This window comes from Mesorhizobium sp. M1295 (assembly GCF_040318135.1).
Taxonomy (GTDB): Bacteria; Pseudomonadota; Alphaproteobacteria; order Rhizobiales; family Rhizobiaceae; genus Mesorhizobium.
Map to the genome: position 1 here is coordinate 94,979 of NZ_JAMYLU010000002.1, position 21,122 is coordinate 116,100.

General features: G+C 63.1%; 20 protein-coding genes and 1 tRNA gene. 11 read left to right on the forward strand and 10 right to left on the reverse strand.

What is annotated here, in order from left to right; all coding sequences use genetic code 11:
- Window positions 1–3: 3 nt before the first annotated feature.
- Genes NKH29_RS03495 through NKH29_RS03505 form a run of 3 tightly spaced genes read left to right on the forward strand, consistent with a single transcriptional unit; the run spans window position 4 to window position 2,896 of the window.
- On the forward strand, window positions 4–921 hold the full coding sequence (locus NKH29_RS03495) for a dihydrodipicolinate synthase family protein (RefSeq protein WP_352788032.1): 918 nt from the start codon (window positions 4–6) through the stop codon (window positions 919–921).
- A complete protein-coding gene (locus tag NKH29_RS03500) occupies window positions 918–1,928 on the forward strand; it encodes an ABC transporter ATP-binding protein (RefSeq protein WP_352481116.1) in 1,011 nt (336 codons plus the stop codon). The genes NKH29_RS03495 and NKH29_RS03500 overlap by 4 nt, the downstream gene beginning before the upstream one ends.
- A complete protein-coding gene (locus NKH29_RS03505; protein WP_352480991.1) occupies window positions 1,928–2,896 on the forward strand; it encodes an ABC transporter ATP-binding protein in 969 nt (322 codons plus the stop codon). Before NKH29_RS03500 ends, NKH29_RS03505 begins: the two co-directional genes overlap by 1 nt.
- Before the next feature lie 16 nt (window positions 2,897–2,912).
- Here NKH29_RS03505 and NKH29_RS03510 read toward each other — a convergent pair whose 3' ends face one another.
- From NKH29_RS03510 to NKH29_RS03520, 3 genes are all read right to left on the reverse strand, one after another.
- Entirely contained in the window at window positions 2,913–3,626 is a 714-nt protein-coding gene (locus tag NKH29_RS03510; RefSeq protein WP_352480990.1) for a haloacid dehalogenase type II, read from the reverse strand.
- A gap of 290 nt (window positions 3,627–3,916) precedes the next feature.
- Entirely contained in the window at window positions 3,917–4,249 is a 333-nt protein-coding gene (locus NKH29_RS03515) for a DUF167 family protein (RefSeq protein ID WP_023721333.1), read from the reverse strand.
- Window positions 4,246–4,548: a YggT family protein gene (locus tag NKH29_RS03520; protein ID WP_023721332.1), complete on the reverse strand. Its 303-nt coding sequence runs from the start codon at window positions 4,546–4,548 to the stop codon at window positions 4,246–4,248. The genes NKH29_RS03515 and NKH29_RS03520 overlap by 4 nt, the downstream gene beginning before the upstream one ends.
- Window positions 4,549–4,712: 164 nt before the next feature.
- On the opposite strand from NKH29_RS03520, the gene NKH29_RS03525 reads away from it, so the two are divergent.
- The 6 genes from NKH29_RS03525 to NKH29_RS03550 all read left to right on the forward strand — a co-directional run bounded on the left by NKH29_RS03525 (window position 4,713) and on the right by NKH29_RS03550 (window position 8,804).
- Window positions 4,713–4,788, forward strand: a tRNA-Ala gene (locus tag NKH29_RS03525).
- 629 nt (window positions 4,789–5,417) lie between these two features.
- The gene (locus NKH29_RS03530; RefSeq protein ID WP_352999040.1) at window positions 5,418–6,317 is read left to right on the forward strand and encodes a DMT family transporter; all 900 of its coding nucleotides are present in this window, start codon (window positions 5,418–5,420) and stop codon (window positions 6,315–6,317) included.
- Window positions 6,314–6,943 (forward strand): LysE/ArgO family amino acid transporter, encoded by a 630-nt coding sequence (locus tag NKH29_RS03535; RefSeq protein ID WP_352999042.1) that lies wholly within the window; start codon window positions 6,314–6,316, stop codon window positions 6,941–6,943. The genes NKH29_RS03530 and NKH29_RS03535 overlap by 4 nt, the downstream gene beginning before the upstream one ends.
- A gap of 65 nt (window positions 6,944–7,008) precedes the next feature.
- Window positions 7,009–7,848, forward strand: coding sequence for a hypothetical protein (locus NKH29_RS03540; RefSeq protein ID WP_352999043.1), 840 nt, complete (start codon window positions 7,009–7,011; stop codon window positions 7,846–7,848).
- Window positions 7,849–7,899: 51 nt separating this feature from the next.
- Window positions 7,900–8,586, forward strand: a complete 687-nt coding sequence (locus NKH29_RS03545; protein WP_352494101.1) for an LOG family protein — start codon at window positions 7,900–7,902, stop codon at window positions 8,584–8,586.
- Window positions 8,583–8,804 carry a hypothetical protein gene (locus tag NKH29_RS03550; RefSeq protein WP_023721327.1) on the forward strand — a complete coding sequence of 74 codons (222 nt, stop codon included), beginning with the start codon at window positions 8,583–8,585 and terminating at the stop codon, window positions 8,802–8,804. The genes NKH29_RS03545 and NKH29_RS03550 overlap by 4 nt, the downstream gene beginning before the upstream one ends.
- Here NKH29_RS03550 and NKH29_RS03555 read toward each other — a convergent pair.
- From NKH29_RS03555 to NKH29_RS03580, 6 genes are all read right to left on the reverse strand, one after another.
- Complete coding sequence (locus NKH29_RS03555) at window positions 8,801–10,855, reverse strand: M3 family metallopeptidase (RefSeq protein WP_023721326.1); 2,055 nt, start codon at window positions 10,853–10,855, stop codon at window positions 8,801–8,803. The two genes, NKH29_RS03550 and NKH29_RS03555, sit on opposite strands and share 4 nt — an antisense overlap.
- Before the next feature lie 90 nt (window positions 10,856–10,945).
- On the reverse strand, window positions 10,946–11,356 hold the full coding sequence (locus tag NKH29_RS03560; RefSeq protein WP_023721325.1) for a hypothetical protein: 411 nt from the start codon (window positions 11,354–11,356) through the stop codon (window positions 10,946–10,948).
- Window positions 11,357–11,367: 11 nt separating this feature from the next.
- Complete coding sequence (locus NKH29_RS03565; RefSeq protein WP_023721324.1) at window positions 11,368–12,012, reverse strand: carbonic anhydrase; 645 nt, start codon at window positions 12,010–12,012, stop codon at window positions 11,368–11,370.
- Between the two features lie 167 nt (window positions 12,013–12,179).
- Entirely contained in the window at window positions 12,180–13,205 is a 1,026-nt protein-coding gene (locus NKH29_RS03570; protein WP_352588145.1) for a transporter, read from the reverse strand.
- Window positions 13,206–13,289: 84 nt separating this feature from the next.
- Entirely contained in the window at window positions 13,290–14,894 is a 1,605-nt protein-coding gene (locus tag NKH29_RS03575; protein WP_023721322.1) for an inorganic phosphate transporter, read from the reverse strand.
- A 120-nt stretch (window positions 14,895–15,014) separates the two neighbouring features.
- On the reverse strand, window positions 15,015–15,551 hold the full coding sequence (locus NKH29_RS03580; RefSeq protein ID WP_352641294.1) for a TetR/AcrR family transcriptional regulator: 537 nt from the start codon (window positions 15,549–15,551) through the stop codon (window positions 15,015–15,017).
- Window positions 15,552–15,701: 150 nt separating this feature from the next.
- Here NKH29_RS03580 and NKH29_RS03585 point away from each other — a divergent pair, with 150 nt between their 5' ends.
- Together NKH29_RS03585 and NKH29_RS03590 are read left to right on the forward strand one after the other, a co-directional pair.
- Window positions 15,702–16,979 (forward strand): efflux RND transporter periplasmic adaptor subunit, encoded by a 1,278-nt coding sequence (locus NKH29_RS03585; protein WP_502905034.1) that lies wholly within the window; start codon window positions 15,702–15,704, stop codon window positions 16,977–16,979.
- On the forward strand, window positions 16,976–20,059 hold the full coding sequence (locus tag NKH29_RS03590) for an efflux RND transporter permease subunit (RefSeq protein WP_352480983.1): 3,084 nt from the start codon (window positions 16,976–16,978) through the stop codon (window positions 20,057–20,059). The genes NKH29_RS03585 and NKH29_RS03590 overlap by 4 nt, the downstream gene beginning before the upstream one ends.
- A 70-nt stretch (window positions 20,060–20,129) precedes the next feature.
- On the opposite strand, the gene NKH29_RS03595 is transcribed toward NKH29_RS03590, so the two are convergent.
- The gene (locus NKH29_RS03595) at window positions 20,130–20,594 is read right to left on the reverse strand and encodes a L,D-transpeptidase (protein ID WP_023721319.1); all 465 of its coding nucleotides are present in this window, start codon (window positions 20,592–20,594) and stop codon (window positions 20,130–20,132) included.
- Window positions 20,595–21,122: the final 528 nt, after the last annotated feature.

Genomic DNA, 21,122 nt, shown 5'->3' on the forward strand with positions numbered 1-21,122 from the left:
AAAATGCCCCTGTTTACCGGCGTCGTGCCACCTGTCGTCACCCCGCTCAATGCCGATTTCAGCATCGACTTCCCGTCGTTCACCCGCACCATCGAGAACCTGCTCGACGGCGGTGTCCACGGGCTGTTCGTGCTCGGCTCGACCAGCGAGGTGGTCTTCCACGACGAGGCAGGCCGCAGGGCCATCCTCGAGCATGCAGTCAAGGTCAATAACGGCCGGGTTCCGATCTTCGCTGGGGTCATCGACCCGACGACCGATCGTGTCATCAACCACGCACGTATCGCCAGATCGGCCGGCGTCGACGCTATTGTTGTCACCGCGCCGTTTTATACCCGCACCAGCCAGCCGGAGATCGGCGACCACTTCCGCTATATCAAGGATGCGATCGACATTCCCGTCATCGCCTACGACATCCCGGTCTGCGTTCACGTCAAGCTGGAGCGCAAGACCACGGTCGGCCTCGCCAGGGAAGGCGCCATCGCGGGCATCAAGGATTCCAGCGGCGATGACGGCAATCTGCGTTACGTGCTCAAGGATATGGCCGACGATCCGGGTTTCTTCGGCATGACCGGCTCCGAGATCCTGGTCGACAGTGTGCTGGCCATGGGCGCGCATGGCGTCGTGCCGGGCCTCGCCAATGTCGACCCGCATGGTTACGTCAGGCTGTGGAAGCTGACGCAGGCCGGCCAGCATGCCGAAGCACGGCTAGAGCAGGAGCGATTGTTGAAACTGTTCGAGATCGTCTGGATCTCGCTCGGCAGGACAAGCGCCGGCTCGGCCGGCGTCGGCGCCTTCAAGGCAGCGATGAAGAGCCTCGGCATCATCGCCTCGAACACCATGGCGCGGCCGCAACGCAGTCTGAACGGGGAGGAAACCGCAAAGATCGACATGATCCTTCGCGACGTGGGGCTGCTCCGCTGAGTGTCGCGCCGATACTCTCGATTTCCGGCCTGCGCGCGGTGTTCCGCATTGCGGGGCGCGACATCGCGGCGGTAACGGATGTCGACCTGACGATCGGCTCCGGCGAGACGGTGGCGCTCGTCGGCGAATCCGGATCCGGCAAATCCGTCACCAGCCTGTCGATCATCGGCCTGTTGCCGAAAAGGGTCGGGCATATCGCTGAGGGGTCGATCGCGCTGCGGCGCAAGAACGGCACGGTCACCGAGCTGACCAGCCTCGATGCCGAGTCGCTGCGCAAGATACGCGGCAACGAGATCGGCATGGTGTTCCAGGAGCCGATGGCCAGCCTCAACCCGGTCTACACGATCGGCGAGCAGATTGCCGAGCCGATCCGCATCCATCTCGGCAAATCGCATCGCGAGGCAGAAGCAGACGCGGTGCGGCTGCTGGAGCAGGTCGGCATTCCCGATCCGAAGCGGCGGGCGCGACAGTATCCGCACGAGCTGTCGGGCGGGATGCGCCAGCGCGCCACTATCGCCATGGCCCTGTCCTGCGATCCAGGCTTGCTGATCGCCGATGAGCCGACAACCGCGCTGGACGTCACAATCCAGGCCCAGATTCTCGATCTTTTGGCCGAGCTGCAGGCGCAGCGCGGCATGGGCATCCTGTTCGTCACTCACAATCTCGGCGTCGTAGCCGAAATTGCCGACCGGGTAGCGGTGATGTATGCCGGGCGTATCGTCGAAACAGGTCCGGTGAGCGAAGTGTTCACCCGCCCGCGTCATCCCTATACGGCGGGGTTGATGCGCTCGGTGCCGAGGCTCGGCGAGGCCACGGCGCTGAAGATAGCGGGGACGCCGCTGCCGACCATTGCCGGAAATGTTCCGTCGCTCGCCTTGCTGCCCAAGGGCTGTTCCTTCGCGCCGCGCTGCCCGATGGCTATCACTGCCTGCCGCGCCGCGGTGCCGCCATTGTTTGCGGCGACGCCGACCCAGCAAAGCCGCTGCCTGCGCTGGGAGGAGCTCTGATGGAGGGCGCCCCGTTCCTATCGGTCAAAAACCTGACCAAGCATTTTGCGCCGACCGCGTTTTCGCGCGGCCCCATCGTCAGGGCACTGGAGGATATTTCGTTCGAGGTCAGGCGTGGTCAGGTGGTCGGGCTGGTCGGCGAATCCGGCTCCGGCAAGACCACGATCGGCCGCTCGGTGCTGCGTCTGATCGAGCCGACATCCGGCCAGATCAGCTATGGCGGCACCGACATCACCAGGCTGGGTGCCGCCCAGTTGCGCCGCCAGCGCCGCAAGATGCAGTATATTTTCCAGGATCCCTTCGCCAGCCTGTCGCCGCGCATGACGATCGGGCAGATCCTCACCGAAGGCTTGGACATTCAAGGCATTGGCAGGAAATCCGAGCGGCGGGCGAAGGCCGAGAAGGCACTTGCCGCGGTCGAGTTGCCGGTCGACGCCTATGATCGCTACGCCCATGAATTCTCGGGCGGCCAGCGCCAGCGCATCGGCATCGCCCGGGCGCTGACGCTCGAGCCGGAATTCATTGTCGCCGACGAGCCGGTCTCGGCGCTCGACGTCTCGATCCAGGCCCAAATCATCAATTTGTTGCGCGACCTGCAGCTCCGGCTTGGGCTGACCATGCTGTTCATTTCGCACGATCTGGCCGTGGTCGAGTACATCTGCGACACGGTCATCGTGCTCTATCTCGGGCGCATCATGGAGGTTGCGCCGGCGGCCGAGCTCTATGCCCGGCCGCAGCATCCCTATACGCGCGCGCTGCTGTCGGCCATTCCGTCGCTCGATCCGTTGGCCAGGCAAGACCGGCAGGTGCTCAAGGGCGATATTCCCAGCCCGGCAAACCCGCCGTCGGGCTGTGTTTTCCGGACCCGTTGCCCGTTTGCGCTGGAGGCTTGCGCCGGGGCTGTGCCGCCGCTGAGGGCGACAGCCGAGGGTCATCTGAAGGCCTGCATCCGCGACGACATCGCTTAGGTTTTTTGCCCTGTGCCTACGCGAGAACTTGGGCGAGATGGACAAGGTCGTCGGCCACAAAGTCCCAGCTCTCAAGAGGCGAGAGATCGGTCGTCTGCGCCGGACCATGCTCTTTCGGCCGAGCAACAAAAGCGGTTCCGATACCGCACCTTCGTGCCGCAGCCAGGTCGTCGTTATGCCCGGCGACTAACACGGCCTCCGAAGGTCGCACCCCCAGGATCTCCACTGCGCGGAGATAAGCCTGTGGCGCAGGCTTGTAGGTGCCGAACACATCCGAGCCAAGGACGGTGTCCCAAGGCAGGCCGGCGCGCTTGGCAATATCCAGTAACAGCCGGGTATTGCCCCCGGACAACGGCGCGATGATGAAGCGTTCCCTCAGCCTCGCAAGGCCTTTCAGCGAATCGGGCCACGGCTCCAGCCGATGCCAGGCGAGATTGAGTTCCTCAACTTCGGCGGCCGGCAGCTCGGATGGGGTCAGCCCGAACTGGACGAGAGCGGCGTCCAGATTCTCCCGGTTTATCCCGTCGAGTGAAACGAAAGGCCGGTGCCCTGTCCGCACCGCTTCGGTCGAGGCGTCATAACGCAACGCCCATGCATCGGCGAATTCACCGGGATCGACCTGCTGTGCACCATTTCGCGCGAGGAAGGCGCCGGCCTCCCTTGCGATACCGCTGCGCCAGTCAACGACGGTTCCCAGAACATCGAAGAATAGGACTCGAATAGTGGTCATATTGAGCTTCCGGTCGGGGTTGCGGTGCGTGTCCTGCCGCATCGGTCGCGATAGGACGGATCGACCTCGTCGAGCTGCTGATCAGATAGTCGAAATGTTTAAAAGCCTGATCGCGAAGGTGGTTCCCCCAACCTCATTGAAACGTCATCGACGCCAACCCATATGCAATCGGCGTCGGATGTTTCCTCCCATTCGTCCGGCGCGTTCCCCTCTGAAGGTTTTCGACCTTCACATCTGGCCGGGCTTGCAGCCCGGCCTTTTTTCTGCCGGGCTCGGTGAGCGAGCCGAGATCATGGCGCAGGCGTGCCGGGCGTATCGATGCGTTTGGTCAGCGCCGCGGGATCGCCAAGCACGCGCAGCGTCTTCAGTCGCGCGGTGCCGCCGGCGACGACCGAGACGGCTGATGCGGGTACGTCAAGCGCCTTGGCGACCAGCCTTTCCAGCGCTCGATTGGCGGCCCCGTTTTCCGGCACGGCGCGGACACGGGCTTTTAAATAGCTTCGCCCATCCGCCGATGTCTCGATGCCTTCCAGCCTGTCCATCGCTGATTTCGGCGTCAGCCGGACGAACAGGTCGATGCCGTCGGCGCGAAGTCGAAAGAAACGGTTCGTCCCGTGACTCACATCGATCCGATACCGAACATCGGCTGAACCGTCGTGTCTAGGAAGACGCTGATAAATGTCAGCGCCAGCAACAGGATGATCGGCGAGATATCGATGCCGCCAAGGTCCGGGAGAATGCGGCGGATCGGCCGCAATGCCGGCTCGGTCAGTCGATAGAGCATGTTGCCGATCGAGTCGACAAGCTGGTTACGCGAATTGACGACGTTAAAGGCGTAAAGCCAAGAGAAGATAGCCGCGCCAATCACAATATACCAATAGATATTAATCGCGGCATGCAGCGTGTAAAAGACTGCGATCATCGGTTGCTCCTTGCGAACGCCCGACATGTAGCCACTGCAGGGGAAAGCGGCAAGAGCCGCCTCTGCCGCATGGCGAAGCCGGACCAGCGGCAGACGAGAATTCGGCGACACGCACAGCCTTGACAGGAAACCTCAGCGGCCGATAAAAGCCCCATCCGCTGGACGGGGCTGTAGCTCAGCTGGGAGAGCGCGTCGTTCGCAATGACGAGGTCAGGAGTTCGATCCTCCTCAGCTCCACCAGCGGATTTTTCGAATCCCCTTGCCTGGTTGCATGCCGAAGACAGCGGCCTTGGGCGCTGTTCCGCTTGCGCAAGCTTACTCGGGCAGGGGCGATTTCGCGACGCCGAGAGAAGGCCGCTCGCGACTTGCGGCCATCGACCGGCGTTTACGAACGCGTTAGGCATCGGGCGGCAAAGATCAGCCTCTCAGGTCGCTCGTCCGGCAGGCCAGAGGGCGTTGCCTCCTTCTCCAACCTTCCGAACGACCCCCTAACCTTGCTGCGCTGAGCGTCGCTTCGGCACCATGACCACCTCGAAAAACGCCCCGTAAGCCATCCGTAAGCCACGTTATCGGAACCTCACCCCGTCGATAAAAGTCGATTGCCGCAGGCCCTTCGCCTGTGTCCATCGATCAGGCGGCGGGGGTTTGAAATGGCGGCTACTTCAGCACTTCGAGACAAAATCCGCGACGCCGGACCGAGCGCGCAGAGCGGTTCCAAAGGTTCTCAGCGCGGCCGGCACACAGCACCACCGGCAGCCTGCAAGCGCAGTTCCAGCGCGTCTTCAGGGCGTGCCGGCCGAAGCCCGCCAGGCTCTCGCAAACAGCTTGAATCGGCACATGCCTGCAATCGGCTCTAGGGGGAAGAGCCGATGTCGAAGCTTCACGCCAACCTGCTTCTCCTGCTTGCCGCCGCTTTGTGGGGTTTCGGCAATGTCTCGCAGAAGACTGTGCTCGGATATCTCGACCCGCTGAGCGCGGCCGGCATGCGCTGCCTGATCGCCGGACTTCTGGTGCTGCCGCTGATGATTGGAGAAAGCCGGGTAGCGAAGACCAAAGGTTTTCGCGCCAGCTTGGCAAGGGTCGGCGCGCTATTCGCCATTTCGATCGTTCTGCAGCAGATTGCCTATCTCGGCACCTCGGTCACCAATGCCAGCTTACTGATCAGCACCGCGACCGTGATGACGCCGGTTGCAGCGTGGGTTCTGGTCGGGGAGCGGCTGACCGCGACGGTCGGGTTTGCCGCCGGCATGACCCTGATCGGCGCGCTGCTATTGTCTGGCGGCATCGCCGGCTTCAATGGCAGCGACACGACGGTGGTGCTGTCGGCCGCATGCTATGCATTGTGGACGGTCGAGCTCGGCCGCCACATGCAAACCCATGGGCGCCCGTTTGCCACCATGGCGGCGCAGTTCCTCGGCACTGCGGCGGTCACCCTGCCGCTAGCCCTCTCGCATGGCAATTTGTCGGTCGCGACGGCACTCGATGCCTGGCCGCAACTGCTTGTGCTCGGCGTGTTCTCGACTGCCGCCGGCTTCGGCATCCAGACCGTTGCCCAGCGCTTTACCTCTGCCAGCCACGCAGCGGTGATCGTCAGCGCCGAAAGCCTGTTCGGCGCGACTGGCGCCGCCCTTTTTCTCGGTGAGCGGATCTCGCCCATGGGGGCTCTCGGCGCGATGATGATGCTCGGCACCATCCTCTATCTCGTCACCTCGCCCGGGCCGGCGAATCCGGCCGATCCCGTCATATCATCGCTGGAGGGAGCTCCATGAGCTTTGCCGACGCGGGCGGATTCCAGGCTGGGCTTGCGCTCGGCATGGCCTCGATGGCCTCGATAGGGCCGAACAACCTGATGATGATCAGGGAAGGCTTGCTGCGCGGGCGGGTGATGTTCGTGGCGAGCCTGGTGTGGGCGACCTATGTCGCCCTGATCGCCATCTCCTATATGCTCGGCAGCTCGATCGCCGGCCTCGATCCCTCACTCGGAACGGCGCTCTCCTGGCTTGGCCTGGCGGCGGTCTCCTGGTTTGCGGTGAAATCCTTTCGTGCAGCATTGGCCGTCGGCGAGGCCGAGGACCGCTCCGGCAAGGCCGAGACCAGCCGCTCCTGCGTAGCCCGCGTCATGGGCGTGGTCGGGATGAACCCGCTGACCTACGTCGAGCGGCTGTTCGTGCCGGCGGCGTTCGGCCAGTCTTTCGCTGCGAGTGGTACGCAGCTCGAATTCATGGTGACGCTGATCCTGATGTCGGCGCTCGGCTGTTACGGCTATGCGCTCGGCGGCGGCCTCGTGGCGCCGCTGCTGCGCAGCCGTGCCAGCCTGCGCATCTTCGATCTCATCTCCGGGCTCATCCTGTCCACCGTCGCATTGGTCATGGCCGTGGGGCTCGTCTCGCCATGACCGCCCGTAGCAAACGCCCGCTCATCGTGCCGTCAAATGCCACCGCAGCTGAAAAGGAGGATCCAATGCAATTCGACAACGACCGTGCGCCGTTCGGCCGGCATTTCGCGCTTTCAATCTGGAACGACGCGCCGGCCAGCTGGCGTGATGCCTCCGGGCTGGTCGATCGCCTCTCCTTCGAGCCGTCGATTATCGACTTAAAACCGAAATCTGCCGGCCCCAGTCGGACCGCCCGGGCGGTGTCGCGATTTGCGGCTGCCATCCGGGCGCGCATTTCCGGTCCGGGCGGCTACTACAATCTTGGCAACGCGCTGGGGCTGGCAATGGGCGTGGCGATGCAGCTCGCCACCGGCCCTGAATGGGGTGCCGGCACCCTGTTCGACTATTTTGCCGGCAGCGGCAGCGCCGTGGCGTTGACGCTGGCGACGTCGATCTTCTTCTGCAGCGGCGAAGTCTATCACCGCGCCTGGGCTGGCCGCGATGTCCCCGATCCGGCGCTTAACCGGCGCGCCGATCTCCTGTCGGGGCTCGGCGCGATCGGGCTCGGCGTAGCGCTGTTCCTGCTCGGCCAACCGGTGCTGGCTGCGACTGCCGGACTGCTGCATGCGTTGGGAAAATTCGGCAGCGCCGTGTCCGGCATGATTGTGCCCGGTTGGCCGGCCAGGTGGCCCGATCCGTTCCGCAGCGCAGTGTTGGCCAGCCGCCTGCCTGCGGCATCGGCGGCAGCCCTTTCGGCCGGCTCCGCCGTGCCTGAAGTGTGGTCGGGGGCCTCACCCGCCCTTGTCACCGCGCCGCTGACATTGCTCGCCTGCTACGCGCTGTGGGCGAGGGCCGACCTTCTGCTGTTTGCCGACGCCGGCGAAAGCCCACCAACCCGTTCCGCCGCGGCGGGGCAGGGCGACTAGAGCCGCGCCCGCAGGACCATCGTTCAACTGAAGCCAAATGGAGACAGAGCCATGTTCGGAATTTTCAATGACGACGATGCGCCTTCCCTGGAGGGGCTGCTCTATCCGACGCAGACCCGTATCGGCACCGTCTGCGTGTTCGGCGGCGCCCGCGCCGGCAACGACCGGCGCCTCGCGCAAGCGGCCGCGGCGCTGGGCCGCGAAATCGGCAGTGCCGGCATCCGCCTCGTCTATGGCGGCGGCGGTGAAGGGTTGATGGGCGCCGTGGCTTCCGCGGCGGCAGACGCCGGCGGCGAGGTGATCGCGATTGCGCCGCACTTCCTTCTGGAGCGGATGCGGATGCCGCGCGGCGTCGCCCAAATCATAGCGGTTCCGGACATGCACATGCGCAAGCGGCTGATGTTCGACTATGCGGATGCATTTGTAGCGCTGCCGGGCGGAATCGGCACCATCGAGGAACTGGCCGAAGTGATGACCTGGCGCAAGCTCGACCGGCACGACAAGCCGATCCTGGTCGCCGACTTCTTCGGTTTCTGGTCGCCCTGGCTCGACCTGCTCGATCATCTCGAGGAGGCGGGGTTTCTCAGCGGCCACGTGTCGACGGCATGTCTTGTTGCCGACGTGCCGGCGGCAATCCTGCCGATGCTGCAGCGCGGCGTCTGCTTCACGCAAACGCAGCAAGGCGCGAGTACCGTCGGGCGCACCGCTCAATCTCTGGCACCCGTGGCGACACCATGACCGGAGCTGTCGATATGAAGGACCGCTTCGAAGCCATAGCGAACCCAAGCTGCCGGTTCGATATCTGGGACAATGAGAGCGGCGAGCCCGTGGTCCATCGCGGCCGATTGCTCTCCTTTGCCACGACCAAGACGGCGGAGCGGATCGCCGGCTTCCTCAACGAGACAGCCGCGGCCGGTGAGGCCGAGCCGGCCCGAGAAGGGCCGGGCAAGGCTTAGACCAGTCCGCGCTTGGCCATCATTGCTTCCGGTGAAGGCATCTTGCCGCGGAAGGCGGTGTAGAGTTCTTCGGGGTCCTTCGAGCCGCCGGCGGCGTAGATGTTCTTGCGCAGCCGCTCGGCCAGCGCCGGGTTGAACGGATCGCCTGCTTCCTCGAAGGCGGCGAAGGCGTCGGCGTCGAGCACTTCCGACCACATGTAGGAATAATAGCCGGCCGAATAGCCATCGCCGGCAAAGATATGGCCGAAATGCGGAGTGCGGTGACGCATCGCGATGGTGTCCGGCATATTGAGCCTTTCGAGCGTTTCGGCTTCGAAACGAAGCGGCTCTTGCGGCGCCTCCGGGCGCGCATGGTAGGCCATGTCGACCAAGGCCGAGGCGGTGAACTCGACCGTGGCGAAGCCGGCGCCGAAGGTGCGCGCCGCCAGCATCTTGTCGACCAGCGCCTTTGGCATCGGCTTGCCGGTCTTGACATGCAGCGCATGTTTTTCCAGCACCGCCGGTACCGTCAGCCAGTGTTCGTAGAGCTGCGAGGGCAGCTCGACGAAATCGCGGCTGACCGAGGTGCCAGCGACCGATGGCCAGGTGACGTCGGTCAGCATACCGTGCAGGGCATGACCGAATTCGTGGAACAGCGTCTTGGCTTCATCGACCGACAGCAAGGCGGCCTCGCCGGCCGGCGGCTTGGCGAAATTCATGATATTGTAGATGACCGGCTTCGAGCCAGGACCAAGCTTATAGCCGGATTTGAGTGCACTCATCCAAGCGCCGGAGCGTTTCGAGGGTCGCGCGAAATAATCGGCGAGGAAAAGGCCGCGCTCGCTGCCGTCGGCATTCTTCACGACGAAAACACGTGCGTCCGGATGCCAGGTGGCAATGCCCTTCTTTTCCTCGAAAGAAATGCCGAACAATCGTGTCGCCACGTCGAAACAGGCGTCGATGATGCGGTCGAGCTGCAGATACGGCTTCAGTTCGGCCTCGTCGAAAGCGAATTTCTCGGCGCGCAGCTTCTCCTGATAGAAGCGCCAGTCCCAGGCGGCGAATTTTTCATTGCTGCCGGCCTCGGCCGCCAGCCGCTGCAATTCGGCCTGGTCGGCGGCGGCCTTCTCCAATGCCTTTTTCCAAACCGGGTCGAGCAGCGTATGCACCGCCTCCGGCGTCTTGGCCATTGTGTCGTCGAGCTTCAACGCGGCATATGATTCGTAGCCGAGCAGCTTCGCCTTTTCGGCGCGCAGGCGCAGCATGTCGCGCACTACGTCCGTGTTGTCGGTGGCGCCGCCATTCTGGCCACGCATGATGAAGGCGCGGAACGCCGTCTCGCGCAGGTCTCGGCGTTCTGAGAAGGTCGAGAACGGCTCGTAGATCGAACGCGACAAGGTGACGGCGTAGCGGCCCTTCTGGCCGCGCATCTCGGCGGCTTCCGCCATCGAGCTTTTCAGGAATTCCGGCAGGCCGGCAAGGTCAGCCTCGTCGAGGAACAGCGCCCAGTCGCGCTCGTCGGCAAGCAGGTTCTGGCCGAAATTGGTGCCGAGCGACGACAATTCCTCGTTGATCGACGCCAGCCGCTTCTTGCCTTCGGCGTCGAGCTTGGCACCGGAGCGGACGAAGTTTTTCCAGGTCTTTTCCAGTACGCGCAGCGTTTCGGCATCGAGCTTCAGAGTCTCGCGGCGTTGATAGAGATCGTCGATGCGGGCAAAGAGGCGCTCGTTCATCGAGATCGCCGAGAAATGCCGCGACATCTTCGGCGAAATGTCGCGCTCCAGCGCCTGGATTGCCTCGTTGGTGTGGGCGCCAGCGCGGCACCAGAAGATCGACGAGACATGGTCGAGAGCCTCGCCGGCGAGTTCGAGCGCGGCAAGTGTATTGTCGATGGTCGGCGTCCCGGTGTTGCCGGCAATCGCCTCGATCTCGGCCTCATGCGTCTTCAGGGCGGCGTCGAACACCGGAGAAAAATCACCGTCGCCAATGCGCGTGAAATCGGGCAGGCCGAGCGGCCCTTGCCATTCAGTCAGCGGATGGGCGGCGAGGTCGACGGCGGACGGCATGGGCAAACTTTCGCTGGATGGCGGGAGGAGGCGGATCGTCACCGATGTAGGACGCCGGCCGGCTCCACGCAACAGCACGCCCCGTTCATGATTTCCTCAGTAGCCGTCGCAGTTTTCCGCGATCGCGGCTTGCGAACTGGCGGTGATCTGGTCGTTGGCGACCGCAAAGGTCTCCTGCATCAGCATGTCGTTGCTGGGAAAATCATAGCAGGCGATCACAGTGGTGACGCCGCCCTCGGTCTTCTCGATCCGGTGGCGGATTTCGGCGCCGGCGACGGCGCCTTGCCACTCGGCGATCGAAGCGATGAATTCCTGCTTGCTTTGCACGACGCCGAGGTCGTCGAGCTTGATGCGGACGTCGTCGGCGAGCAGGTCCGACAATTCGGTGCGGTCGGCGACGAGCAGTGCCGAATACCAGCGGTCGATGATCGCGCTGTCGTCGGCGCGGGCGAAATCTGCCGAGCACAGCAGTGCTGCCGCCGCGAACGCGACCGGAATTCGCACCATGCCCTTGTCTCCTACTCCGTCTCCGGCCGCTCGAAATCGCCGGTCTCCTTGTTCATCACCCAAAGCTCACCGGTCGAAATATCGAACCAGGCGCCGTGCAGCGATAGCCGCCCCTTGCCTTCGAGGATCGAGACGCAAGGGAAGGTACGCAGATTGGCGATGGAATATCGGATCGATATGCGCTCCAGCGCGGTCTGGCGCTCGGTCGCGGTCATGAAGGTGCTGGACGATACGGTCTCGGCCGCCGGCGCGATCAGGCTCATCCATTTGCCGATGAAATCACCCGGCGACAACGGCGCGGCCGTGGTGTCGAGTGCCGCGCGGATGCCGCCGCAGCGGCCGTGGCCCATCACCACGATGTTCTTGACCTTGAGGCTCTGCACGGCAAATTCGAGCGCTGCCGATGTCGAGTGGAACTGATCGTCGGGCGCATAGGGCGGCACCAGATTGCCGACATTGCGCAGCACGAACAGTTCGCCCGGCCCAGCATCGAAGATCGCTTCGGGCGCGGCGCGGGAATCGCAGCACGCGACGATCATAGTTTCCGGTGCCTGGCCTTCCCGGGCCAGTGCGCGATAACGCCCGCTTTCGGTCAGATAGCGGCCACTCATGAAATTGCGGTAGCCGGTGAGAAGATGCTCGGGAAGATGGGGCATGGGCAGCGGCGGGAGCCTTTCCGGGTTAAAGGCACGGTTCAATCCCGAAAGGCTCTAGCGCATCGGCCCGAAAATCGGAACCGATTTTCGGAAGGCGGGACGGCGTGGTTTCGACGTGCCAGCCCGTACTTTGCATACAGGCGAACGAACGCCGCCATTAGTCGGCCTCAGAACCGCAGTTTGGCGCCGGCGCATAGTAGAAGCCAGTAGAACAGGCCGGTCGCGCCGACCGCCAGCAGCATCGCCAGGATGAAGCCGCTGGGGCTGTCGGTGAATGGCAGCCCGCCGGTGTTCATGCCGAATATGCCGACGATCAGGGTGCCCGGCAAAAGCAGTGCGCTCATCACTGCCAGCGCCTTGAGGCTGCGGTTCGATTCGTCGGCAAGCTCGGCCGCAAGCTCCTCCTGCAGCAGCCTTGCCCGGTCGTTGATCATGACGACCTCGCGGTCGAGCCGTTCCAGGCGGGCAGCAAGCCGGCGCAGAACTTCATGTGCGCCGGCGGAAAGGTTCCAGGCGGAACGGTCTTCATCCTGGAAAAGTGCTGCCAGGGCCGAGATCGGCCGATGCAAGGATACGGCAAGGCGGCGCACATCCTTCAGCTGTCGTCTTTCGTCGGCAAGTCGCTCGGTCACGAGATGGTCCTCGACCGCATCGAGCCGCTTCGTCGCCGCGGCGAGCCGCAGGCTGGTGGTCTTGCAAAAAGCCATGACCAGCGTTTCGAACAGCTCGAATGCTGTGGCGGGCCGCAGCCCCGCGGCAAGGGCGGTGTGCACTTCCTCCACCGCCGCGAGCGGATGGCGGCGGCCGGTGACCAGCAGCCGCTCCGAGACCGCAAAATGCAATCTGCCGATGGTCGTCGACTGATGGGCGATCTCGCCATGCAGGTCGGCGGAAATGCCGTGGACGACGCCATTCTCATGCGCCAGCACCAGGCTGTCCTCATGTCCTTCGAGGATTGCATGAGCCGACGCCGGCAGCGCGCAGGCATGGCTGACCCAGGAATGGGCGCGCCGGTCGACAAGGTCGACATGCAGCCAGACCCAGCCGTCCAGTGAGGCCAGCGCGGCCTCTGTGTCCCGGGGCGCCAGCGATTCGGGAGCTTTGCCGGGAGCGGCATGATAGGCCCAGACCAGCCCGGGGGCATGATGCTGGTCGTCCGCGGCAAGCAATGTCAGATGCGATGCGTCATTCATGGCCGCCGCCGAGACAATGCACGTTCAGGATCTGGGCGGCGCCGGAGCCGGCGCCGCGACATTCTGGCCAAGTCCTATCCCCGCTCAGAATATCTGGCGGAAGATGACGAACAGCACGAAGGCAAGACAGATGGAGACCGGAAGGGTCAGTATCCAGGCCATCAGCATGTTGCGCACTGTCGACCATTGCAGGCCCGAGCCGTTCGCCGCCATGGTGCCGGCAACGCCCGACGACAGCACATGGGTGGTCGAGACCGGCAGGCCGAGATAGTCGGCCGATGCGATGGTCGCCATTGCAACAAGCTCTGCGGACGCACCCTGGCCGTAGGTCAGATGGCTTTTGCCGATCTTCTCGCCGACGGTGACGACGATGCGCTTCCAGCCGACCATGGTGCCGAGGCCGAGCGCCAGCGCGATGGCGACCTTGACCCAGAGCGGGATGAACTTCGTCGCGTTGTCGACCGCCTTGTGATAGGTCGTCACCGCCTTCAGGTCGTCGGCCTCCATCGGCAGCAGCTTCTTCTTGTCGATCAGTTTCAGCGCTTCACCGATAAGATAGATGTTGTTGCGGGCGTTGCTGACCAGCGTTGTCGGCAGCTTTTCCACGGACGGATAGGGCGACAACATTGCGCTAGTGTCGTGGATGAAGCTCTGCAGCGCAGGCGTGGTCTCGTCCTTCCAGGTCTTGGTGCGAACGGCGTCACCGACCACGGTCGCCGCGTCGGTCACGGCGACGCCGGGCTTGACGTATTTGCCGAGTACCGTTTCGACCTGCGTCGCCGCCGATTTGTAGGCTTCGAGATAATTGATATCCGGCGTGCGGTTCAGCGCGAAGGCGGTCGGCACCACGCCGATCAGGATGAGCATGATGAGGCCCATGCCCTTTTGCCCGTCATTGGAGCCGTGGGCAAAGCTGACGCCGGTGCAGGTGAAGATAAGCAGCGCCCGGATCCACAGCGGCGGCGGGGCGCTCGACTTCGGCGCCTCGTAAAGCTCGCGGTTCCTGACCAGCAGCTTCATCACCAGAAGCAGCAGCCCAGCCAGGCAAAACCCGACCAGCGGCGAGATCAGAAGCGACAGGCCGACATTGCTTGCCTGCGACCAGTCGATGCCGCTGGTGATGGAACCGGCCGGCGCCGTGAACTGGTTGGCGAGGCCGACGCCGATGATCGAACCGATCAGCGTGTGCGAGCTCGAGGCAGGCAGGCCGAGATACCAGGTTCCGAGGTTCCACATGATCGCTGCGACCAGCAGCGCAAAGACCATGGCCAGCCCGGAGCTCGATCCGACCTGAAGGATCAGTTCGACCGGTAACAGCGAAATAATGCCGAAGGCGACCGCCCCGCTGGCGGTGAGCACGCCGAGGAAGTTGAAAAAGCCGGACCACATCACTGCAAGCTCGGCCGGCATGGAATGGGTGTAGATCACCGTTGCCACCGCATTGGCGGTGTCGTGAAAACCGTTGACGAATTCGAAGCCGAGCGCGATCAGCAGCGCCAGGCCAAGCAGAATCCACGGCACCGCGACGGTGCTGGTCAGGTCCTGGCTGAGCGCGTAGCCGACATAGGCAAGGCCGCCCAGGATGATGACGGCAAAGGCCGGCAGAAACCATTTGCCGGTGCTGTTTGGCCGGTCGAGCGGATGCTCCGGCCTTGGAATTCCTGCTTCGCTGGAAACAATATCGACCATACCCCACTCCTCTTGCGTTGCAGCAAAGAATGGGAGGACGCTATGTCGGCACAATGAAGCCTGTGTGACGGCAGAGCACTTTGAGATTGGAGCAGATAGTGCTGGACGGTGGTTCCTGATCTATTCCGCGATCTCCAGCAGGGTCGATATCAGCAACCGGCGCTCGTCGGCGGAGAGAATGTCCGAACCGAACAGGTTCATGCTGCGAAGCCCTTCGATAGCGAGATAGCAGACCAGCAGCGCCTTGAGATTCGGCGTCTCCTCCTTCAGCCGCTCGAACACTTGCCGCCTGAACGATTTTATCGGCGTCAGGAAATCGGGATCCTCGGCAATCGCCGAAAATATCCAGGTCGCCGACGGTTTCGACTCCTCGGCATGCTCGGCCGAAAGCCTGATATAGGCCGCAAGCGGGCTCTCACCGCTGACGCCGTTGGTGCGGGCGGCCTCAAGCGCCTGTTGGAACGCGCTGAGATAATCCTCCACCAGCGCCTGCATCAATTTCGCCTTGGTCGGGAAATTGTAGAGAAGACCACCCTTCGACACGCCGGCACGGCTGGCGACCGCATCCAGCGACAGGCTGCCGGGACCCGTCTCGCGCGCCACGTCGGCGGCGGCGGCGAGGATCTTCTCGCGCGAATTTGTTCTGCGGGCCTTCATCAATCGTTCCCCATTCATTAGCTTAAGCGGAATTGACAAGACCGTCCAGACGGTACAGTAAGATTGCCGTCATTTGAAATTGGGACCAGTCACAGGTATGTGTTCCGGTCATCCGACCGTTATGCTGGGCCATGGCCGAGGGGACTGTTCGTGATCAAGCGCTTCATCATCGCCTTCATTCTGCTCGTGCTGGTGTGCGGCGGCATCGTCGGCTTCAACCTGTTCCGCGACAATGCGATCAAACAGTTTTTCGCCACCATGAAGCCGCCGGCCGCGACCGTGTCGACGGTCATCGTCAAACCGATGTCCTGGACGCCCGGCGTCGAGGCGATCGGTACTGTCAGTGCCGTGCGCGGCGTCGACCTGACCGTCGAAACCGCGGGTATCGTCAAGGACATCCAGTTTCATGCCAATCAGAAGGTCGCCGCCAACGCCGTGCTGCTGCAGCTCGACGATGCCGTCGAGCGGGCCGACCTCGTGGCGTCGAAGGCGCAAGCCACATCCGACCAGACGACGCTGATGCGCGCTCTTGAGCTGCAGAAGCGCGGGGTCGGCACCGACGCTACGCTGGACACGGCGCAGGCGGCAGCATCGGTCTCCTCCGCGCAGGTAAACAAGCTGCAAGCGGTGCTCGACCAAAAGCAGTTGACGGCCCCTTTCAAGGGCACCGTCGGTATTCCGAAAATCGACATTGGCCAGTATCTCACACCCGGCACCGCCGTGGTGACCTTGCAGGACATGGACACGATGCGTGTCGATTTCACCGTGCCGGAGCAGCAGCTTCCGCTGCTGAAGATCGGACAGACGGTGCGGCTGGGCATTGGCGGCGGCGACATGCCGTTCGCCGGCATCATCCGCGGTATCGATCCGAAGATCGACCCGACGAGCCGGCTGGTGACGGTGAGGGCGGAGGTCGCCAATCCTGAAGGCAAGCTGACGCCCGGCCAGTTCGTCCAGGTGCGTGTCGAACTGCCGGAGGAGAACAACGTGCTGGCGCTGCCGCAGACTGCGCTGACCTCCAGCCTGTACGGTGACTTCGTCTTCGTGGTGCGCCCGGCCAAATCCGCAGAAGTCAACGGCGCGGCTCCCGAGGCAAAGCCGGAAGAAAAACCAGCCGCGGATGCTGCCAAGCCCGCTGCCGAAGCACCCGCGGCAAAACCCGAAGAAAAGCCGGGCGCTACCCCAGCCAAACCGGCAGCGGAAGCCAAACCGGCAGCGGAAGAACAGAAGCCGCAGCTCGTGCTCGCCCAGGTGTTCGTCAAGCCAGGCCGCCACAACGCCGGCCTGGTCGAGATCCTGGAAGGCATCCAGCCCGGCGACGAAGTCGTTACCGCCGGCCAGAACCGGCTCTCCAACGGCATGTCCGTTGCCGTCGACAACACAATCGATCCGAGCAAGCCGGGGAACCAGCAGGCAGCCCAGCAATGAGCTTTTCCGACCTCTTCATCCGCCGCCCGGTCCTTTCGACCGTGCTTGCCTGCATGATCCTGCTTCTGGGTTTTCAGGGCATCTTCAACCTTTCGATCCGGCAGTATCCAGAGGTTGAAGAAACGGCCATCACGATCACCACGGCCTATCCCGGCGCCAGCGCCGACCTGATCCAGGGGTTCATTTCCGCGCCGATCGCGCGTGCTGTCGCTTCGACCGAAAACATCGATTATGTCACGTCGGCGAGCCGGCCGTCATCCAGCACCGTGACAGTGCAGATGAAACTCGGCTCCGACCCCGACGTTGCGCTGAACGAAGTCCTGTCGAAGGTTCAGAGCGTTCGCGGCGATCTGCCGGACGAAACCAAAGACCCGGTGATCGTCAAGGGCACCGGCCAGCAGTTCGCGATGATGTACATCTCGATGCAGAACCCGAACATGACGCCGGAACAGCTCACCGAATATATCGAGCGCGTCGTGCGGCCGCGTATGTCGACGGTCGAAGGTGTTGCCGACGTGCAGATTTTCGGCGCCGCCGAATATTCGATGCGCGTCTGGATCGACCCGATCAAACTGGCGGCGCGCGGTGTGACGGCGGCGGAAGTGCTGACCGCCATTAACGAATCGAATTTCCTCTCCGCGCCCGGCGATACCGAAAACGAATATGTGGCTTCCTCGATCACGGTTCGCTCGACCCTGCAGACGCCGGAGGCTTTCGCTGCCCTTCCGCTCCGCTCGAAAGACGGCAATGTGGTGAGACTGCGCGACGTGGCCCGCGTCGAACTCGCCGCGGTGAACACCGACACCAGGGTCACCTTCAACGGCAAGCCCGGCATCTTTCTCGCCATCTTTCCGACGCCGGCCGCCAATCCACTGACCACCGCGGCGGCGATCCACAAGATTGTGCCGACGATCCAGGAGACGCTGCCGCTCGGCATGACGATCGAGATCGTCTATGACTCGACCGAGCAGATCAGCGCGTCGATCGAGGAGGTGTTCAAGACCATCGGCGAGGCGGTCGCCATCGTCATCGTCGTCATCCTGCTCTTCCTCGGCTCGTTCCGCTCGGTGCTGATGCCGATCGTGACCATTCCGCTGTCGCTGATCGGCGTCTGTTTCCTGCTGTTTTCTTTGGGTTATTCGATCAACCTTTTGTCGTTGCTGGCCATGGTGCTGGCGATCGGACTGGTTGTTGACGATGCCATCGTGGTGGTGGAAAACATCCACCGCCACATGGAGGAAGACGGCTTGTCGCCGATGCAGGCGGCTTTCAACGGCATGCGGGAGATCTCCTCCGCCGTCGTCGCCATGACGATAACGTTGGCCGCCGTGTTCGCGCCGCTGGCCTTCACCGGCGGCCTGACAGGCGCACTGTTTCGCGAATTCGCAGTGACGCTTGCCGGCTCGGTGGTCCTTTCGGGTGTCGTTGCCCTAACCGTCACGCCGATGATGTCGGCACGCATCCTGAGGGCCGGCTCGCACAGCCGCTTCCAGCGCATTGTCGACAACACGTTCGGGCGCGTCGAAAACGTCTATGAGCGGCTGGTCAGCGGCTCGCTGAAATATCGCCCGGTGACGCTGATGATCGTCATCGCACTGGTCGCCACGACCGGCTTCATGTTCACCAAGACCGCGAGCGAACTGGCGCCGGAAGAAGACCAGGGCTTCTTGCTGTCTATTGTGAACGCACCGCGCTATGCGACGTCGGACTACACCGAGACCTATGTGAACCAGATTCTCGGGCTAGTGAATGATATCCCCGAAACCAGGGCGCGGTTCTCCGCCGTCGCGTTCCAAGGCCCGACGAACAGCGCTTTCGTCGGCTTTGCGTTCAAGGACTGGGCCGAGCGCGCGCGCAGCTCGAAGGAACTTCAGGAAGACATCACTGCCCGCCTTGCCAAGGTGGCGGGCGTCGAGGCTTTCGTCTTCGCACCGCCGACACTGCCCGGCTCCGGCGGCGGCCTGCCAATCACGATGGTGGTGCGCTCGACCGGCGAGGCCTCCCAAGTGTACGAGGCGGCCGAGAACATCAAGAACAAGGCGCAGGCCTCCGGTCGCTTCCTCGCGGTGCAGAATTCGATGTCCTACGATGCGCCGCAAGTGACGGTGACGATCGACCGCGACCGCGCCGCGGCACTCAACCTGCCGATCGCCGATATCGGCCGGACGCTGACCCTCTTGGTCGGTGGCGCCGAGGTGGCGCAATTCGACCGCGAATCCAACAGCTACGACATCATCCCGCAGGTGCCGCAGAGCTTTCGCGACAATCCCGAAAAACTGGGGGAGTATTTCGTGCGCAGCGTCTCGGGTGAGATGGTGCCGCTCTCTGCGGTGGTGAAGATCTCGACCAACGCGTCGCCGGCGGCGATCGAGCAGTTCAACCAGTTGAATTCCGCAACGATTTCCGCCCTGCCGCTGCCTGGCGTCACCACCGGCGACGGTTTGAAAGCGATCGAGGATATCGCCAAGGAGAGCCTGCCCGACACTTTCTTCATCGACTATACCGGCCAGTCGCGGCAGGAGAAGCAACAGGGCTACACGATCATCATCGCCTTCGCGGCAGCCGTTCTCGTCATCTATCTGGTGCTGGCGGCGCAGTTCGAAAGTTTCCGCGATCCGTTGATCATCATGATGGCGGTGCCACTCTCGATCTTCGGCGCGATCGTGCCGCTTAATGTCGGGCTCGGCACCCTCAACATCTACACCCAGGTCGGCTTGATTACGCTGATCGGCCTGATCACCAAGCACGGCATCCTTCTGGTCGAGTTCGCCAACCAGCAGCGTGAAATGCACGGCATGCGGCGGCGCGATGCGATCATCGCGTCGGCCAAGGTGCGGCTGCGGCCGATCCTGATGACGACGGCGGCGATGGCGCTCGGAGTGGTGCCGCTGATCATCTCCAGCGGCGCTGGTGCCGCGGCACGCTATTCGATGGGCCTGGTGATCTTCACCGGCATCCTGGTCGGAACGATGTTCACGCTCTTCGTGGTGCCGATGTTCTACACGTTTATCGCCAGCAAGGACCTGCCGCATCACGCCGAAAAGCCGGACCCCAAGCTGATGCCGGTGATGCCGGATTAGATTGTACTAACATTGCACAATAAAGAAGGCCGGATTTCCGGCCTTTCTTGGGAGCTACGAAAAGCATCGCTCATTTGACGATGACGATGCTGGTGTTGGCCGGGCCGAAGACCTCGACGAGCTGATAGAAATCGGCGGCGTTGTCCGGATGCAGACGCACGCAGCCATGCGAGGCCGGCTGGCCGAGGCGCTTGATGGCGCTTGTCGCATGTACGGCGTAGCCGCCGCTGAAGAACACCGAATGCGGCATCGGGGCGTTGTCGTATTTCTTCGAATACCACATTTCATGCATGCGGGTCGGCTTGAACGAACCGGTCGGCGTGACGTGCGTCCTGTCGCCGGTCGAGACTTTCCAGGCGAATGTCGGCCGGCCGTCGACCAGGATTTCCATGGTCTGCTGCGATAGCGACACACGCGCGACGATCTTGTTGGCGGCGGCGTGGGCTGCGCTGTTGCCGGCACTGACAAGCAAGGCAGCACCGGTGATGACGGCGGCGGCGATGTTGATGAGCTTGGCGGAAATGGCGGTGTACATGATGTCTCCCCTATTCTGCCGGTCGGGGCCGGCTCAATTCGATGACCGGCTTATCGGGGCGTCATGTTTCGAGCCGATTTCGCTAGATGCTCGTTTGTGTTTCGATTCTGTTTCCCCTGGTTAACAGAAAACGCCGTGCAAAGCGGCTTATAGCTGTTGGACGTCGTCATGACAGCGGCGGCGTGTTTGCCTAAGCGGATCAGCCAAACCGCGGCACGAATACGCGATTGTTTTCGTTTGAGAGGAATTCCACCTGACTCCGAAACCGAGCTGCAACAAAGCGCGGCCTCGGCGGCATGATCCGGATACAGCGAACGGGCAAAGTTGACGTAACGAAAACAGCGGGCAACGAACGATCGGAAGCCAACACTGTTTTCGCTACGGTCTGGATTGTCTGGACAGTTTCCAGCCTGCGCGTCGACCGGCTCAAGCCCCTCTGGCGGGGGCGGCTTAGAGCCGTTGAGGATGCGCGGCGCCTCCGGCAACTTGCAGCCGAGAGGACCGAAGGCCCGCGCCGCAACGGGGGGC